Here is a 16,862-nt window from a genome sequence, read left to right as displayed (position 1 = left end):
GTCAGTTCTCCTTCTCGGCGCGGCGGACCAGGGCGAACCAGACGAGGGAGACGAACAGGATCACCACGAACAGGAGCAACGACACGGTCGAGGCGTAGCCCACGCGGCCTTCCACGAATCCGGTGTCGTAGATCAGCTGGAGGGAGGGGCGGGTGCTGCCGTCGGGGCCGCCGCCCGTCATCATGTAGATCTGGTCGAAGACCTTCAGCGAGGCGATCACCTGCAGGACCGTGACCAGCGTCGTCGTACGGCCCAGCATCGGGACGACGACGAGGCGGATGCGCTGCCAGGGTCCGGCCCCGTCGACCGCGGCGGCCTCGTGCACCTCGCGCGGCACCTCCTGCAGGCCGGCCAGGTACAGCACGAAGTTGAAGCCGATGGTCCACCACACGGTGGCCACCGTGATGGACACCATCGCCCAGTCCGGATCGCCCAGCCAGGACGGCGGGGAGTCCACGCCGATCGAGGTGGCCACCGACTGGGCCAGGCCCACCTGGTCGGCGTAGATGAACATGAACAGCAGCGACACCACCGCGGACGGCAGCACGAACGGAGCGAAGAAGGCGAACCGGAAGAACCAGCGGCCGCGCACGAACCGGTCGGCGAGGAGCGCGAGTACCAGGCTGAGCAGTACCAGCGGCACGGTCGTCAGGACCGTGAACCACAGGGTGTTGCCCAGGGTCCGCCAGAACTCGGAATCACCGAGGACCGTGGCGTAGTTGGACCAGCCGGCGAAATCTCCGAGGCCGCTCTTGAGCAGACTCGTCTCGAAGAACCCGGCGACCACGGCGTAGACCAGCGGTCCCACCAGGAACACCAGGTAGAAGAGGGCAAAGGGCAGCAGCATCCCCGGGCCCGCCCAGCGGTCACCTCGGCTGGACGGCGGGGGAAGAGCGGTTGTCGTGGCCACGGGTCGGCCTTTCGGTCAAGGCGTTCGGAATCCAGGGGCGGGTGGAACGGAGCTGACGTGCGGCGGCACGATCCGGGCGGTCGTACCGACGGGGGGAGGGGCCGGACCGGTCACACCGGTGCGGGCCGTGCGGCCAGTTCACGCAGTTCGCGGCGGATCCGTTCGGCACCCGCCGTGGGGCTCGTGGCTCCGGTGAACACGGAGGTCGCCGCGTCACCCACCACCTGCTGCAGGGTGCTGCCCGCGCCGCCGTACCAGGCGGCCGGGTCGTAGACCGCTCCGTCCGCGGCCGCGGCGTAGTGCGACTGCGGCACCAGCTCCCGGTAGGTGCGCGAACGCTGCGTCGGCAGCCAGGCCGGCACATGGCCGCCCTCGGCCCACAGGTTGCTGGAGTGCAGCATCGAAGCGATGAACTCCAGCGACATGTCCAGGCGTCGGGCCTTCTCGGAGGGGGCCTTCGGCAGTACCAGGGCGTGCGAGTCCGCAGCGCAGGCGTAGGGGGCGTCCGTGAAGACCCGCGGCAGCGGCCGCATGTCGAACTTCACCTTCGCGGACTTCACCGCGAGGACCTGCCAGACGCCGTCCATCAGGAAGCCGGCCTTGCCGGTGTTGAGGAGGGTGATGGCGCCGCCCTGTCCGTCGGCGGCGGGCGGTACGACCTTCTCGTGGGTGAGACGGCGCATGTAGGCGAGCGCTTCGGCGGCTGCCGCCGTGTCGACGACGACCCGCCGGCCCCGGTCGGTGACGAGATCTCCGCCGCCGAGCTGCCGGTACAGCGACCAGAACAGGCGGAACTGGGTCGAGGCGTCCTTCACCGAGGCGATCGAACCGCCCCAGGCGCCGGTCACCTCCTTCGCCGCCCGCATCGCGTCGATGAAGGCGTCGGGGCCGTCCAGGTCCGCCAATCGGCCCTGCCCGTCGAGGAGTCCGGCCTTCTCGGCGATGTCCGTACGGAAGTACAGCACGAACGGATGCGTGTCTATCGGCACGGCGTGCAGCACGCCTTCGACCTGCGACTTCTGCCAGGGCCGCGCGTCGAACCGGTCGGGGGTGATTCCGTGCCGGGCCAGGTCCGCGCTGGGCAACTCCGAGAGCAGACCCGCCTCGACGAGCGTGGGCACCTTCGACAGGTGGGTGACCGCGACCTGCGGCGGGCGGCCGCCGAGCGTGGCGAGGGTCAGCTTCGTGTAGTAGGGGTTGCCCCACAGGAAGGTCGCCGACCTCAGGTCGACCGAGCGGTGTGAGGTGCGGAAGACGTCCTGCATGGCCAGCATCCGCTCGCCGTCGCCGCCGGTGAACGGATTCCAGAAGTTCAGCCGGTCCGGCTCGGGTGCGCCGCCGGTGAACCCCTGCGCCACCGTGCTGCCGCAGCCGGCGGCGGCGAGCGCGGTGGCGCCCGTCGCGCCGAGCGCCAGCGTCCCGCGCAGCACGCGGCGACGGGACGGGGCGGGAGGCAGGGCGGGGGGCAGGACGGGAGACGGGACAGGGGACGGAGGGGGCGGTATGCGGTCCCGCATGGGTGAGCGTCCTTCCACGGCAGAGGTGGAGTACAACGTTGGAATAGGAGGCATCGGCAGCCGTACTGCTGGGCTGTCCGCTGCGGTTACAACGTTGTATCCGGCGCGTAATGCGGCGTCAACACCTCCGGCAGGAACTTCCTGCGGGACATGGGCCGGCGAGTTCCGCATCCGGCATTGCAACGTTGGAACATGGCGTACGCTCCAGGTGCCGAAGGAGGGAGGCCACGTGGCAGGCAGTCGCCTGAAGGACGTCGCGGAGCGCGCCGGGGTGTCGATCAAGACGGTGTCGAACGTCGTCCGCGGCGAGGCGAAAGTGGCCGACAGGACCCGGGAGCGGGTCCTGCACGCCATCGCGGAGCTGGACTACCAGCCGAACGCCTCCGCGCGCCACCTGCGCACCGGACGCAGCGGCGTCATCGCGCTCGCCGTCCCGGACCTCGTGTCGCCCTACTTCGCGGAACTGGCCGCGGAGGTCATCGCCGCCGCGAAGAAGCGGAGCTGCACCGTACTCATCGAGGACACCGGCGGCGACCCCGCCGAGGAGCTGCGCATCGCCTGCGGGCTCAGTGATCCGCTCATCGACGGGGTCCTGCTCAGCCCGCTCCGGCTCGACGAGCAGGCTCTCGGCGCCCGTGAACGGCGTGTCCCACTGGTCCTGTTGGGTGAGCGGTCCTACGAGATTCCCGCCGACCATGTGCTGATCGACAACGCGGCCGCCGCCCGCGAGGCCACTGACCACCTGCTCTCCCTCGGCCGGCGCCGTGTCGCCGCCATCGGGCAGCCGGCCGGACTCGCCCATGCGACCACGGTCCAGCGCATGCACGGCTACTTGACGGCGCTGCATGCGGCAGGGGTCCCGCACGACCCCCGACTCGTCCCCGACACCCGGGAGTTCACACGCGGAGCGGGGGCGGAGGCGATGCATGCGCTGCTCGCCCTGGACGACCCGCCGGACGCCGTCTTCTGCTTCAACGACCTGCTGGCCTCGGGTGCGCTGCGCGCTGCACACGATCACGGCGTACGGGTGCCCCAGGACCTGGCCATGGTCGGCTTCGACGACGTGGAGGAGTCCCGCTACAGCGTGCCGTCCCTGACCACCGTCGCTCCCGACAAGCGGGGCATCGCGGAGCTGGCCGTGGACGCGCTGATGCGCAGGATCGACGCGGGAGCGATGGCGCCGCACTCGCGACTCACCGCGGGGTTCGAGCTGGTCGTACGGGAGAGCACCCGCCCGGCGCTCTGACCGTCACGGGCCGTGATCGTCACGGGCATGCCCTCCGCATCGGCCCCGCGCCGACTGCGCAGCGCTTTCCTGCCCCGCGTGCTTTACCGCTGTGTCGGCAGGCCCACTCCGTTTGCGGAGCGATCGGCATCGAGTTTGAGTGGAGAGCGAGCCCTCACGCGCCCACCGGGAGCAGGCATGTCGATGGCGTTCGATTCATGGTTCGGCCCATCCGATCCGTTCGGTGACATGCTGAACAGCTTCTTCGGCATGTCACCGGCGTCATCGCCGGCCGTGCAGCGAGTGCCGATCGGACGGCTTCTGACCGAGTCGTCGCACCGGCTTCTCGGCCCGGCCACGCAACGGGGGGTCGCGGACGGCACGTCCGACCTCGATACCGAGCACCTCCTGTGCACGGCCACACAGGTCGAGTCCGCCGACGCATCCTGACGGGCGCCGTAGCAGACGCGCCCGCCCGGCCGACGCCAAGGAGAGAACGATGGCGCATCACCACCACAAGTCCAACAAGCAGGTCGAAGGCGACCCGGACAAGGGGCACGGACGCGGCATGCCCAGGCGCCCGGACGAGAAGCGACTCGACGAACGCGTCGAGGAGGACCGGGAAGAGGCGGGTCTGCCTCCCGAGGAACGCACCTCTTGACTAGGCCCTGTCCCATGAACCCGTGAAGATCCCGATCTGAGGATCTGCTTCAGCAGGCGCTGCGGGGCCTCGAGCGCGCCGGCGCCCCGGCGGTGACGCTGCGTCAGCCCAGCGCGCGGTCGAGGTTGAAAGCGGCGCTGATCAGCGAGAGGTGAGTGAAGGCCTGGGGGAAGTTGCCCAGCTGCTCTCCGGTCGGGCCGATCTCCTCCGCGAACAGACCGAGGTGGTTGGCGTAGGTGAGCATCTTCTCGAAGGCGAGCCGGGCCTCCTCCAGCCGGCCTGCGCGGGCCAGCGCCTCCACGTACCAGAACGAGCAGATCGAGAAGGTGCCCTCGGGGCCCTGCAGACCGTCCGGGCTGGCGGCCGGGTCGTAGCGGTACACCAGCGAGTCGGAGACCAGATCCGTGGTGAGGGCGTCCAGGGTGGAGAGCCACTTGGGGTCGGTGGGCGAGACGAACTTGGCCATCGGCATCATCAGCAGCGAGGCGTCCAGCACGTTGTCGTCCAGCCCCTGGACGAACGCCTCTCGCTCGGCCGACCAGCCGCGCCGCATGATCTGCCGGTAGATCGCGTCCCGGGACTTCCGCCAGCGGGGCAGGTCCGCCGGCAGACCGCGGCGGTTCGCCATGCGTATCGCGCGTTCCAGCGCCACCCAGCACATCAGCCGCGAGTACACGAAGTTCCGCCGGCCCGCCCTGGTCTCCCACACCCCCTCGTCGGGCTGGTCCCAGTGCTCGCACAGCCAGTCCACCACGGCACCGACCTCGTCCCAGCGGTCGCTGCTGATCGGTTGCCCCCACTTGTCGTAGAGGTAGATCGAGTCGATCAGCGCACCGTAGATGTCCAGCTGGAGCTGGCCGGTGGCGGCGTTGCCCACGCGGACCGGTGCAGAGCCGAGGTAGCCCTCGAGGTGCGGAAGCTCGTACTCGGGCAGCTCGGTGCGCCCGTCGATGCCGTACATGATCTGCAACGGACCGCTCTCGCCCCTGCCCCGCAGGATGCCCCGCTCCGAGATGAACCCCATGAACGCCTCGGCCTCCGAGGTGAACCCCAGGCGCAGCATCGCGTAGACGCAGAAGGCGGCGTCGCGGACCCAGACGTAGCGGTAGTCCCAGTTGCGCTCGCCACCGATCTGCTCGGGCAGGCTGGTGGTCGGTGCGGCGACGATCGCACCGGTCGGCGCGTACGTGAGCAGTTTCAGCACCAGCGCGGAGCGGTTCACCGTCTCCCGCCACCGCCCGTGGTAGCGCGAACCGGCCAGCCAGTGGCGCCAGAACCGCACGGTCGCCTCGGCCTCCTCCTGCGCCTCGGCGCGCGGGCACGACCGGGCCGGGACGTCGTCGCCGATCTGGTCGAGGGCGAACACGTTGGACTCGCCCTCGAGAAGTTTGAAGTGCGACCACACGTCCAGGCCGTCGCTCTCCAGGGGCGTGGTGGCGGTCAGCGCGAGCGTCAGTGAAGGGGAGCGGAACACCGCCGTGTGGCCTTCGAGGTGTGTGGTGTGCGCCTCGGCGCCGTAGCCGAAACGGGGGGCGATCCGCGCCCTGAACGGGAGGGTTCCACGGACGCAGACCACCCGCCGGATAAGCCGGTGCCGGGCCGCCTCGCCCGACTCGTCGGCCACGGGCATGAAGTCCTGGATCTCCGCCACCCCGTCCGCGGCGAAGAACCGCGTGATCAGCACGTTCGTGTCGGGGAAGTAGAACTGCCTGGTGCGGGTCGGGACCTCGGCGGCCAACTCGAACGACCCGCCGCGGTCGGCATCGAGGATGGACCCGAAGACGCTGGGCGCATCGAAGCGCGGACAGCAGTACCAGTCGATGGTGCCGTTCGTGCCGACCAGGGCGGTCGTACGAAGATCGCCGATCAGACCGTGATCGGAGATCGGCAGGTAGCCGCAGCCGTCCGGCTGCTCGAAACCAGTCGTGTCGAACGCCATACCGGCCTCCCTGCCGCTGCGGCCCGGGCCTGGGGATGAAACCTCACTATTCATGCTAGACCGCTACTCGAAGTGGGGTCCGGTGGAGCCGTGCGGACAGGACTCGGCGCACGGCTCGAGCGGCTGCGCCTGATCGGTGGCGGGAGATCGGCCATTCGGCTGCGGCCGCCTCGCGCGCGGTACGGGGCCGCTGTGTCGTGGACACGGATGCGTGCCGAGGGCCAGGTCATCGGTGGTCTTGGAAGCTCACACGCAAGAGAGAAGGCCGGAGCATGCCCGTACACCCCCTGCGCGGATTCATAGCGGGTCGGCGACGTCACGCCGCAGTCATCGCCGCGGTGAAGGCCTGTTCGACGGTACTGACCGGGCAGGACCCCGTCACGGCCGACGGTGCGCCCACACCTTCGGTGCCCGCCCCGCGCCCGGACTGGAGACCCTGCATCCAAGGCAGTCCCTTCGACTGCGCGACCGTGAAGGTGCCACTGGACTACAGGAGCCCAGGTGGTCGCACCATCGAGCCGGCGGTCGTCAGACGGAGGGCAACCCGGCCCGGACGGCGCATCGGCACCCTGTTCTTCAACCTGGCGGCCCCGGCGGTCCCGGGACGGTTCAGATGCCGCAGAACCACGAGTCCTTCCCCCGCGAGGTGCGGGAGCCGTTCGACACCGTCAGCTGGGACCCCCGCGGAATCGGCAGCAGCACCGCGGTGAATTGCTTCGCGAGCCCCCAGGAGGCCGCCGACTGGAACGCGAGCAAGGCTGCGGGCTTCCCGGTGGGCGAGAACCCGATTTCGCCTACGGCTCCCCGCTGTGATCGGGAGTGACATGAGGCGTTCGGCACGGCAGGTGGGGCGCGTGCTCTCTCCGCGTGGCGCGCTCGCCCTGCAACGCGTGGACGGCGCCCTGTCCTTCGCGCTGCGCGCCGCTCTGGCCATGGCGTTGCCGGCGCTGCCGATGGCACTGGCCGGGCATGCCGATCAGGCTGTCTACGCCATGCTGGGCTCCTTCACCACCACGTTCGGCCGCAACCTGCCCTATGCGCGTCGCGCCCGCGTGCTCGCCCTGGTCGCGGTGGCCATGACCGCGTGTGTGGGCTGCGGTTCGGCGCTTGCCGGGTGGGCTCATCCGGGTGACACGGGATCCGTCGTGGTGGTCGTGGCCATGGCGCTGGTGGCAGGAATCGCGAAACTCGCCTGCGACGCCGCGCGCCTGAGCGGGCTCGGCGCGGTGCTGCTGCTCTTCTCCTTCGCCGTCGCGGCCAACGGCTCGCCGGCTCCGGCGGAGATCCTTCCCCAGACCGCCCTGGCCGCATCGGGTGCGGCCGTCGCCTGGGTGCTGGCCGTGTCGGGCTGGTTCGTCCACCCGGACCGTCCGCGCCGTCTGGCCGTGGCCGCGGCTCTCCGCGAGGTCGCGGAGCTGCTGGAGGCCATCGGCGAAGGGGAGGGAGGCGGACCCGTCCGCCACAGGGCGACCGCGGCCGTCCTGGAGGCGTACCGGACGCTCGGCCTCATGCCGCCGACAGCCGCCGAACTCGGTGGCCGGGGCGACACGTGCGTACGTCTGACCGACCTCTCCTGGTCGCTGCTGAACGGTTCCACCCGCCGGCCGCCGCAGGATCCCTCTGGCCTGGCGCAGTATCTGCGGGGCCAGGCCCACCTGCTGGTGAGCCGCCTTCGGCGCCTACCGCGGCTGCTGCCCGAACCATCGCTCCCGGCGGTGGACACCCTGACCGGAACGGTCCCTGTCGCCGGGCGCACGACCCGGCCGGACGCCGAACTGCGCGCCTCCGAACTGGTGACGGGACGGCTCCATGGACGACCTGATCACGCCCTGGTCCTGCTCGTCCCCGCCCTGCGGATGGTCCTGGGCACCGGGCTCGCGGGAGGGGCCGCGCTTCTGCTGGGCCTCGGCCACAGCTACTGGGCCGCGATCTCCGCCGCCGCGGTGCTGCACTCGATCAACGTCCGTACGGCGGCCCAGCGCGCCATCCAGCGCACGCTGGGCACGGTCGTCGGACTGACGCTCGCTCTCGTGGTGCTCGCCGCGCGCCCCGATCCGGTGGTGCTCGTCCTCGTGATCGTCCTTCTGGAGTTCCTGCTGGAGTACGTCGTGGCCCGCAACTACGGTCTCGGCGTCGTCTTCCTGACACCTCTGGCGCTGCTGCTGACCGATCTGGCCGCCCCCTCGGCGCCCGGAGCCCTCGTCCAGGACCGGGCGCTCAGCAGCGTTCTCGGAATCGTCGTCGCGCTGGGCTGCGCGCTCGTGGTGGTCCATGACCACGCGGCGGTACGGGCGGAGCGCGCGCTGGCCGCGTGCACGGAGGCGTCGGGGCAGGCGGAACGGGCCCTGGACGGACAGACCGAGCCGTCGTTCCCGGTCGTCCAGACGCGCCTGGCAGCGGCCGTGGTGGAGTTGCGCGAGGCCGACGACGCCGCGGCGGGCGAGCTCTGGCCGGCGGAGATCGATCCCACCGAACTCGCCGCCGCGGAGCAGCGTGCCTACCTTCTCCTGGAGCGGCTGGTCCGTCCCCGATGACGCGACGCTCGGCCCGCGCGCCCTTCCCCCTCAGGTGGCAGGCCCGATGGTGACCTTGACGTGCTTCATGAGCGGCTGGTCGCTCTGGGTGCTGTAGTCGCCGAGTGCGCACAGCACGTTCATCTCCGGCATGTAGCCGGCGGCGCAGCCACGGGGAATGTCGTACGGGATGGCGAGGTAGCCGTTGAGGAACCGCCGGCTGCCGTCCTTGGCGGTGCTCGTGATGTCCACCGGGCCGAGGTCGGCGATTCCGCGTTCGCGCATGTCGGCCCGGTTCATGAAGACGAGGGTGCGCAGGTTCTTGATGCCGCGGTAGCGGTCGTTGTCGGAGTAGATCGTGGTGTTCCACTGGTCGTGGGACCGCATCGTGCCCAGCGCCAGGGTGCCGGGGGCGGGGACGACGTCCGGCAGGACGGCGGTGGAGAACTCGGCGCGACCGGACGGGGTGAGGAAGACCAGTTCGCGGGCGGGCTGCTTGATACGGAAGCCGAGGGGCAGACGCACCCGGCGGTTGAAGTCCTCGAAGCCGTCGAGGGCCTTGGCCATGGTGTCCCGGATACGGTCGTAGTCCTCGATGTACCACTCCCAGGGCGTGGCGCTGTCGGGCAGGGCCGCTCGTGCCATGCCCGCGACGATGGCCGGCTCGGACAGCAGGTGCGGTGAGGCGGGCCGCTTCATGCCGATCGACATGTGGACCATGCTCATCGAGTCCTCGACGGACGTGCTCTGGATGCCCTTGCGCTGGTGGTCCTTCTCGGTGCGGCCGAGGCAGGGAAGGATCAACGCCTGCCGGCCGTGGACGAGGTGGCTGCGGTTCAGCTTCGTGCTCACCTGCACCGTGAGGTCGCAGCTGCGCAGCGCCGCACAGGTGACCGGGGTGTCGGGCGCGGCGAGGGCGAAGTTGCCGCCCATACCGACGAACACCTTCACGTCGCCGCGCTGCATCGCCTCGATGGTCCTGACGGTGTCCAGGCCGTGCTCACGGGGCGGCTGGATCTCGCAGACCTCGGCGAGGCGGTCCAGGAACGCGTCGGTGGGGCGGTGGTCGATACCGCAGGTGCGGTTGCCCTGTACGTTGCTGTGCCCGCGCACGGGGGAGGGGCCCGCCCCCTCCCGGCCCAGATTGCCGCGCAGCAGGAGCAGGTTGACGATCTCCCGGACGGTGTCGACGCCGTGCTCGTGCTGGCTCACGCCCAGGCACCAGCTGATGATGCTGCGGTCGGCCTCGCCGTACACCCGCGCCGCCTTCAGGATGTCGGCGCGGCTCAGCCCGGACTGGTTCTCGATCTCCTCCCACGGCGTGGCCTCGCACAGCGTGCGGTACTCCTCGAAGCCGGCGGTGTGGCGGTCGATGAACTCCTGGTCCAGGGCCTTGGGGTCGGTCGCCGACTGCTCCAGGACCGCCTTGGCCATACCGCGCAGCAGAGCCATGTCGCCGCCGATGCGCGGCTGCAGGTTCAGGGTGCTGGTCCGCGTCGTCTTGAGGACGGCCATGTCCACGAAGTCGTGGGGAACGATGGTGCGGGTTGCGGCGGCCTCGACCAGCGGGTTCACGTGCACGATCTGGGCACCGCGATGGAAGGCCTCCGCCAGTGCCGTGAGCATCCGGGGCGCGTTGGAGGCGGCGTTGACTCCCAGGATGAACAGCGCGTCGGCGCTCTCCCAGTCCTTGAGGTCGACCGTGCCCTTGCCGGTTCCCAGGGCTGCCTGAAGAGCGCGACCGCTGGCCTCGTGGCACATGTTGGAGCAGTCCGGCAGGTTGTTCGTGCCCAGCTCACGGGCCATCAGCTGGTAGAGGAACGTGGCCTCGTTGCCGAGGCGGCCGGAGGTGTAGAACGACGCCTGATTCGGGTCGTCCAGGTCGCGCAGCGCACGGCCGACCACCTCGAACGCGCCCTTCCAGGTGATCGGGACGTAGTGGTCCGACACGGGGTCGTAGACCATCGGCTCGGTCAGCCGCCCCTGGTTCTCGAGGTCGTAGTCGGTCCACCCGGACAGCTCGGTCACCGAGTGGGCGGCGAAGAACTCGCGCCCGACCCGCTTGCGGGTCATCTCCCAGGTGACGTGCTTGATCCCGTTCTCGCAGATGTCCAGGTGCAGCCCTTTGGTGTCGTCCGGCCACGCGCATCCGGGACAGTCGAACCCGGTGTTCTCATGGTTCATGCGCATGATCGCCCGTGGGCCGTCCACCAGAGCGCCCTCGCGTACGAGGAAACGGGTCACGCTCTTTGCCGCGCCCCAGCCCGCGGCCGGGTGGTGGTAGGGGCGGAACTCCGGGTCCCCCTCGGGAGTGGGGCCCACCATGGGCTCCGGACGTTCCTGGTCGTCACTGTTGACGCTCACGACTTCCGACCTTCCACCATTTGGGCGCAGGGTGACAAAACGGCGCTTTCGGGCAAGGTATGTCCGTCGCCCCGGGCACGCCACTCGGCACTGCCGGTGCCGCCGGACCGCCGCGCTGCCGCCCGGCCGATGCGCGGATAGCCTGAGGGCGCCCCTTGGGCCGGCCTTCGACGCCGTGGCCCGGGGGAGTCGTACGTGTCCGAGCCATGGTCGTACGGGAAGGGTGAACCCTTCACCGGGCTGCCGAGGCAGCCCTCTCGGCGAGGTCCCGATGAGCCACTGGCCAGTACTCTCCGCCGTTCCCCGACTCGTCGGCGCGGCAGTCCTCGGGGCGGCCGTCGGCGCGGTGGTCGGGGTGCTTACCGCCAACACACCGCTGGGCGTCCTCGCGGGCATCGCCGCGGCGCTGACGGCCTTCGTCGTGGTGGGGTGGATCGTCCTGTGGCCCATGAACGCCGCCGTGACCCATCAGAACGTCCGGCGCGAGGAATTCCGGCCCGTCGCCGAGGAGCTCGCCGTCGTCGGGTCCGCCCTGTGCGGGCTCCTCGGCATCGTGGTGCTGCTCCTGGTGGACGACGACGACCTGAGCCACGCCGCCGCCGGCACGGCACTCTGCGGTGTGTTCATGGCCTGGGCGGCGCTCCACCTGATGTACGCCACCCGGTACGCGTACCTCTACTACGTGCCGACTGCGGGCGGGATCGACTTCAACACCGACGACCCGCCGCAGTACAGCGACTTCCTCTACTTCAGCTACAACCTCGGGATGACCTACCAGGTCTCCGACACCGATGTGTCCAGTTCCACCATCCGCGCGGTGGCCCTGCGGCACTGCCTGCTGTCCTACGTCTTCGGTGCCAGCATCCTGGCGACCACGATCAACCTCGTCGCCGGAATCGTCACGCGTTGATGCGTGGAGGCCGGGGGCTCAGGGGCGGCTGGTCAGGTAGCCGCCCATATTCGTGAAGTACTCCGTCGCCGGCAACTCGCGGCCGTCCTCGGTCCGTATGCGTGTCACGGCCAGGCCGTGGTTGCGGCCCGTGCGGGCGTCGGATCCGGCGACGATCACCACGCCGTCGCCCTCGCGGTAGAAGATGCGGCCGGGCGTACCGCCGTAGCGGCCCTCGGACACCACTGCGGCGAGGACCTCGAGCCGCTTGCCCCTGTGGAAGGCGTAGGCGCTGGGGTACGGCTCGGACTGGGCGCGGACCAGGCGTTCGAGGTCCTCGGCCGGCCAGTTCCAGTCGATCCGGATGTCCTCGGCGGAGCGCTTGTGGAAGAAGGTCGCCAGGGAGCGGTCCTGCTTGGTGAACTCCGTCTGCCCGGACGCGATGAGCGCGAGTGCGCCGGTGGTGACCGGGGCGATGAGGTCGACGGTCTTGTGGAACAGATCGGTGGCGGTGTCCGTCGGACCGACGGCAACCGCCTCCTGCCGCACGATGTCCCCGGCGTCCAGTTCGTCGTCCATCATGTGCGCGGTGACGCCCACCTCGGGTTCGCCGTTGATGAGGGCCCAGATCAGCGGGGAGAAGCCGGCGTACTTCGGCAGCAGCGAGTCGTGGACGTTCAGCGTGCCGTGCCGGGGGAGGCCGAAGATGCGCGGGGGGATCCAGGTGCGCCAGTTGTTGGCGACGATGATGTCCGGGTCGGCTGCCTTGAGGCGCTCGAACAGTTCCTCGTCGTCAGGACGGTTGCGGATCAGGACCGGAACGCCGTGCTCCTCGGCGAGGTCGGCGACCGAGTCGCTCCAGATCTTCTCGTACGCGTGCTCACTCTTGGGGTGTGTCACGACCAGCACCACGTCGTGCTCGGAGTCCAGGAGAGCTTGCAGGGTGCGGTGCCCCCAGGTCTGGTATCCGAACATGACAACCCGCATGGGGTTCCTCCTCAGGGTAGGGAATGGTCGTTGGCCAGTAAAGCAAGCCTTACCTTAGTATGCAACGCGATGGTGTGAAGCCGCAGTTGGCGGGAGCTCCTGCGACCGCCCCTCCGGCATGCCCTATCGACAGCACCTCAGGATTAGCTTAGGCTTACCTAAATTCCAGCGGGCCGCTTCGTCGGCGTGCTCACATCCCGTACCTTCCCCCACGCCTGACAGGCGGCTTCCCCGCACGATGGGAGTGACATGTCACAGGTTCTTCCTGGCGACGTAACACCGGTCCACGACCTCATTGGGATCGGCTTCGGCCCGTCCAATGTGGCCATGGCGATCGCGATCAGCGAGCACAACGCACGCGCCGGCTCACAGGAGGCGGTCAGCGCTCACTTCTTCGAGCAGCAGCCACGCTTCGGCTGGCACCGCGGCATGCTGATCGACGACGCGACCATGCAGGTGTCCTTCCTCAAGGACCTGGTGACGCTCCGGAACCCGACCAGCGAGTTCAGCTTCCTCTGCTATCTGAAGAGCAAGGGCCGGCTGGTCGACTTCATCAACCACAAGAACCTCTTCCCGCTGCGGGTCGAGTTCCACGACTACTTCGAGTGGGCCGCGGCCCAGGTCGACGACATGGTCTCCTACGGAAACGAGGTCGTCGGGGTCACACCCGTCGTCCGCGACGGCACCGTGGAGTACGTGGACGTGACGGTCCGGTCGGGGGAGGGTCTCGAGGTCCACCGGGCCCGCAACCTCGTCATCGGCACCGGGCTGCGTCCCCTCATGCCGGAGGGCGTCGAGCGCGGCGACCGCGTCTGGCACAACTCCGATCTGCTGGCGAAGGTCGCCGGGCTGGAAGGCACGTCGCCCTCCCGCTTCGTCGTCGTCGGCGCCGGGCAGAGCGCCGCCGAGAACGTCGCCTACCTGCACCGCGTCTTCCCCGAGGCCGAGATCTGCGCGGTCTTCTCGCGCTACGGCTACAGCCCCGCCGACGACAGCAGCTTCGCCAACCGGATCTTCGATCCCGAGGCGGTCGACCAGTACTTCACGGCGCCCGACGAGACCAAGCGCAAGCTGATGGACTACCACGGCAACACCAACTACGCCGTGGTGGACATCGACCTCATCGACGACCTGTACCGCCAGGCGTACCAGGAGAAGGTCCTCGGGACCGAGCGGCTGCGCTTCGTCAACGTGTCCCGGCTCACCGGCGTCGAGGAGACGCCGGAGAAGGTCCGGTCCACCGTGAAGTCCCTCGTCACGGGTGAGGAGAGCGAGCTCGACGCCGACATCGTGGTGTTCGCCACCGGCTACAGCCCCGTCGACCCGCTCGGTCTCCTCGGCGACGTCGCGGACCGCTGCCTCCGCGACGACGAGGGCCGTGTCCGCGTCGAGCGCGACTACCGCATAGCGACCGACTCCGACCTGCGGTGCGGCATCTATCTGCAGGGCGGCACGGAGCACACGCACGGCATCACGTCGTCCCTGCTGTCCAACACCGCGATCAGGGTCGGAGAGATCCTGGACTCGCTGCTCGACCGGGGCGTCAAGTCCGCTTCCGACGAGGCCAGGCCGGTCGCCGACGGAGCCGGGAGCACCGTCCGCTAGCCCGCAGCCGCGGGGATCAGGGCCGGGGCGCGGGGTGACCGACTGCCGCGTCTCCGCAGTGGATCAAAGGGATAACGTACGTCGACATGAGCACGACTGCAGTTGAGCGCCCCGCGACCGGGGGACCGACGCAAGCCCGCCGGCGCCGGGTTGTGGGTCTGGCCACGCTGGTGGTGATCCTCCTGATCGTGGGGGTGGTGTCGTTGGCCGTCGGGGCGCGCGCGTTGAGCCCTGGCGAGGTGTGGCACGGGCTGTTCGCCGCGCCGGACTCCGACCAGCGGCTCACCGAGATCAGGCTCATCGTGGAGACCGTGCGGGTGCCCCGGACGGTGCTCGCCGTCGTGGCGGGCGTCGCCCTGGGGGTCGGCGGGGCGTTGATCCAGGGATACACGCGCAACCCCATCGCCGACACGGGCCTGCTGGGGGTGAACTCCGGAGCCTCGTTCGCCGTGGTGACGGCGATCGCCCTGTTCGGGCTCTCAAGTCCCTTCCAGTACGTCTGGTTCGCCTTCCTGGGGGCCGCCCTCGCCGGTGTCGTCGTGTTCGGGCTGGCGAGCATCGGCCGAGGGGCGGGCAACCCGCTGACGCTCGCACTGGCCGGGCAGGGGATCACGGTGTTCCTGGCGGCGATGACCACGGCGGTCGCGCTGTCGGACAAGGAGTCGCTGAACGCGCTGCGGTTCTGGAACGCCGGCTCCGTGGCCGGTACCGGATTCGACGTCATCTGGCCGGTGACCGCGTTCATCGCGGTCGGGCTGGTGCTGGCCCTGACCCAGCTGCCCACCCTCAACCTGCTCAACCTGGGTGACGACGTGGCGCGGGGGCTCGGCGTGAACATCGCGCTGAGCCGGACCGTCGGCATCGTCGCGATCACCCTGATGGCCGGCGCGGCGACGGCGGCGTGCGGACCCATCGCGTTCCTCGGGCTCATGGTGGCCCACGTCGCCCGGTACCTGACCGGCCCGGACTACCGCTGGCTGGTGCCGTACGCGGGTCTGCTCGGAGCTGTCGTCCTGCTGGTCTGTGACATCGTGGGCCGTTTGGTGGTGCGGCCGGGTGAGCTGGACGCGGGAGTCGTCGTCGCCCTCCTCGGTGCCCCGTTCTTCGCGGCCCTGGTGTGGCGAGGAAAGTTCAGGAACGCATGAATGTGACAGAGGTGAAGCCGTCGGTGGCGCCGGGCGTGCGCTTGGGCCATGTGTCGTTCGTATGGCGGCCCTGGCTCCTGTGCGTCACGCTGCTGCTGATGACGGCGACCTTCCTGGTGTTCTGCCTGTCCGTCAGCATCGGGGACTTCCCCATCGGCCTGTCCCGGGTGATCGCCACGATCCTCGGCAGGGGCGAGCAGTTCGACGAGTTCATCATCATGGATCTGCGGATGCCACGGGCCCTGGCCGGGCTCGTCGTGGGCATCGCCCTGGGAGTGTCCGGGGCGATCACGCAGTCCATCGCACGCAATCCGCTCGCCAGCCCGGACATTCTGGGAATCACGGGAGGCGCCAGCGCGGTCGCGGTCTTCCTGGTGACGGTGTCGGGCGGGACCGCCGCGGTGGTCGTCAACTCCGTTGGCCTGTCCGCCGCGGCGCTCGCCGGCGGCCTCGGCACGGGGCTGCTGGTGTACTTCCTGGCATGGCGGCGCGGGATCGACGGCTTCCGGCTCATCCTCATCGGCATCTCGGTGAGCGCCGCGATGGAGGCGATCACGACCTGGCTGCTGGTCTCGGCCGACATCAGGGATGTGGCACGGGCCCAGACGTGGCTGGTCGGCTCGCTGGACAACCGGTCCTGGGACGAGGTCGAAGTCGCGCTGTGGGGCACGCTCGTCCTCATGGCCGCCGTGGCCTGCGTCGCGTTCCAGTTCAAGCCGATGCACCTCGGCGACGAGATCGCCGCGGGTCTCGGCGTCCGGTACGCGTGGGTGCGGGCGGTCCTCCTGCTGTGCGCGGTGCTGCTGGCCGCCATGGCGGTGAGCGCCGCCGGTCCCGTTCCGTTCGTCGCGCTGGTGGCTCCGCAGGTGGCGATGCGTCTGGCGAGGTACCCGACCCCGCCGATGGTGGCCTCGGGCATGGTGGGGGCGTTGTTGCTGATCGGTGCCGACCTGTTCGCACGGACGGCACTGCCGATCACTCTCCCCGTCGGCGTGGTCACCGCCGCGATCGGCGGCCCCTTCCTCGTGTACCTGCTGGTGCGCGCGAACCTCAGATAGAGCACGCACAAGCTTCGGCAATCCAGGCAATCTTGACTAGAGGGGGGCT

At 69.7% G+C, this 16,862-nt stretch carries 13 protein-coding genes and 1 pseudogene; 9 read left to right on the top strand and 5 right to left on the bottom strand.

Annotated features, from left to right (window positions below; all coding sequences use genetic code 11):
* Position 1 precedes the first annotated feature (1 nt).
* Both ACFQ6X_RS24565 and ACFQ6X_RS24560 read right to left on the bottom strand, forming a co-directional pair.
* Positions 2-910, bottom strand: coding sequence for a carbohydrate ABC transporter permease (locus ACFQ6X_RS24565; protein WP_383184512.1), 909 nt, complete (start codon positions 908-910; stop codon positions 2-4).
* Between the two features lie 110 nt (positions 911-1,020).
* Positions 1,021-2,340, bottom strand: coding sequence for an extracellular solute-binding protein (locus ACFQ6X_RS24560; protein ID WP_383184511.1), 1,320 nt, complete (start codon positions 2,338-2,340; stop codon positions 1,021-1,023).
* Between the two features lie 316 nt (positions 2,341-2,656).
* Here ACFQ6X_RS24560 and ACFQ6X_RS24555 point away from each other — a divergent pair, with 316 nt between their 5' ends.
* From ACFQ6X_RS24555 to ACFQ6X_RS24545, 3 genes and pseudogenes are all read left to right on the top strand, one after another.
* Positions 2,657-3,673, top strand: a complete 1,017-nt coding sequence (locus tag ACFQ6X_RS24555; protein ID WP_383184510.1) for a LacI family DNA-binding transcriptional regulator — start codon at positions 2,657-2,659, stop codon at positions 3,671-3,673.
* A 177-nt stretch (positions 3,674-3,850) separates the two neighbouring features.
* Positions 3,851-4,084, top strand: a pseudogene (locus tag ACFQ6X_RS24550) (hypothetical protein); the annotation flags it as partial.
* A gap of 67 nt (positions 4,085-4,151) precedes the next feature.
* Entirely contained in the window at positions 4,152-4,313 is a 162-nt protein-coding gene (locus ACFQ6X_RS24545) for a hypothetical protein (protein ID WP_383184509.1), read from the top strand.
* Between the two features lie 103 nt (positions 4,314-4,416).
* Here ACFQ6X_RS24545 and ACFQ6X_RS24540 read toward each other — a convergent pair whose 3' ends face one another.
* Entirely contained in the window at positions 4,417-6,252 is a 1,836-nt protein-coding gene (locus tag ACFQ6X_RS24540) for a glycoside hydrolase family 15 protein (protein WP_383184508.1), read from the bottom strand.
* 613 nt (positions 6,253-6,865) lie between these two features.
* Between ACFQ6X_RS24540 and ACFQ6X_RS24535 the strand changes: the two genes are divergently transcribed.
* Positions 6,866-7,075, top strand: a complete 210-nt coding sequence (locus ACFQ6X_RS24535; protein ID WP_383184507.1) for a hypothetical protein — start codon at positions 6,866-6,868, stop codon at positions 7,073-7,075.
* A 1-nt stretch (position 7,076) separates the two neighbouring features.
* Complete coding sequence (locus ACFQ6X_RS24530) at positions 7,077-8,786, top strand: FUSC family protein (RefSeq protein ID WP_383184506.1); 1,710 nt, start codon at positions 7,077-7,079, stop codon at positions 8,784-8,786.
* Between the two features lie 30 nt (positions 8,787-8,816).
* Here the strand turns inward: ACFQ6X_RS24530 and ACFQ6X_RS24525 are convergent, their stop codons facing one another.
* Positions 8,817-11,090 carry an FdhF/YdeP family oxidoreductase gene (locus ACFQ6X_RS24525; protein WP_383184534.1) on the bottom strand — a complete coding sequence of 758 codons (2,274 nt, stop codon included), beginning with the start codon at positions 11,088-11,090 and terminating at the stop codon, positions 8,817-8,819.
* A 310-nt stretch (positions 11,091-11,400) separates the two neighbouring features.
* On the opposite strand from ACFQ6X_RS24525, the gene ACFQ6X_RS24520 reads away from it, so the two are divergent.
* Complete coding sequence (locus tag ACFQ6X_RS24520; protein ID WP_383184505.1) at positions 11,401-12,039, top strand: DUF1345 domain-containing protein; 639 nt, start codon at positions 11,401-11,403, stop codon at positions 12,037-12,039.
* An 18-nt stretch (positions 12,040-12,057) separates the two neighbouring features.
* Here ACFQ6X_RS24520 and ACFQ6X_RS24515 read toward each other — a convergent pair whose 3' ends face one another.
* Positions 12,058-13,005 carry a methionyl-tRNA formyltransferase gene (locus ACFQ6X_RS24515; RefSeq protein WP_383184504.1) on the bottom strand — a complete coding sequence of 316 codons (948 nt, stop codon included), beginning with the start codon at positions 13,003-13,005 and terminating at the stop codon, positions 12,058-12,060.
* A 249-nt stretch (positions 13,006-13,254) separates the two neighbouring features.
* Here ACFQ6X_RS24515 and ACFQ6X_RS24510 point away from each other — a divergent pair, with 249 nt between their 5' ends.
* The 3 genes from ACFQ6X_RS24510 to ACFQ6X_RS24500 all read left to right on the top strand — a co-directional run bounded on the left by ACFQ6X_RS24510 (position 13,255) and on the right by ACFQ6X_RS24500 (position 16,813).
* Positions 13,255-14,610 carry a lysine N(6)-hydroxylase/L-ornithine N(5)-oxygenase family protein gene (locus ACFQ6X_RS24510; RefSeq protein ID WP_383184503.1) on the top strand — a complete coding sequence of 452 codons (1,356 nt, stop codon included), beginning with the start codon at positions 13,255-13,257 and terminating at the stop codon, positions 14,608-14,610.
* Positions 14,611-14,696: 86 nt separating this feature from the next.
* Complete coding sequence (locus ACFQ6X_RS24505; RefSeq protein ID WP_383184502.1) at positions 14,697-15,755, top strand: FecCD family ABC transporter permease; 1,059 nt, start codon at positions 14,697-14,699, stop codon at positions 15,753-15,755.
* Positions 15,752-16,813, top strand: coding sequence for a FecCD family ABC transporter permease (locus ACFQ6X_RS24500; RefSeq protein WP_383184501.1), 1,062 nt, complete (start codon positions 15,752-15,754; stop codon positions 16,811-16,813). The genes ACFQ6X_RS24505 and ACFQ6X_RS24500 overlap by 4 nt, the downstream gene beginning before the upstream one ends.
* Positions 16,814-16,862: the final 49 nt, after the last annotated feature.

Source organism: Streptomyces sp. NPDC056452 (assembly GCF_042796085.1).
In the GTDB taxonomy this organism is placed as follows: domain Bacteria; phylum Actinomycetota; class Actinomycetes; order Streptomycetales; family Streptomycetaceae; genus Streptomyces.
This window is presented reverse-complemented; position numbering and strand designations above follow the sequence as displayed.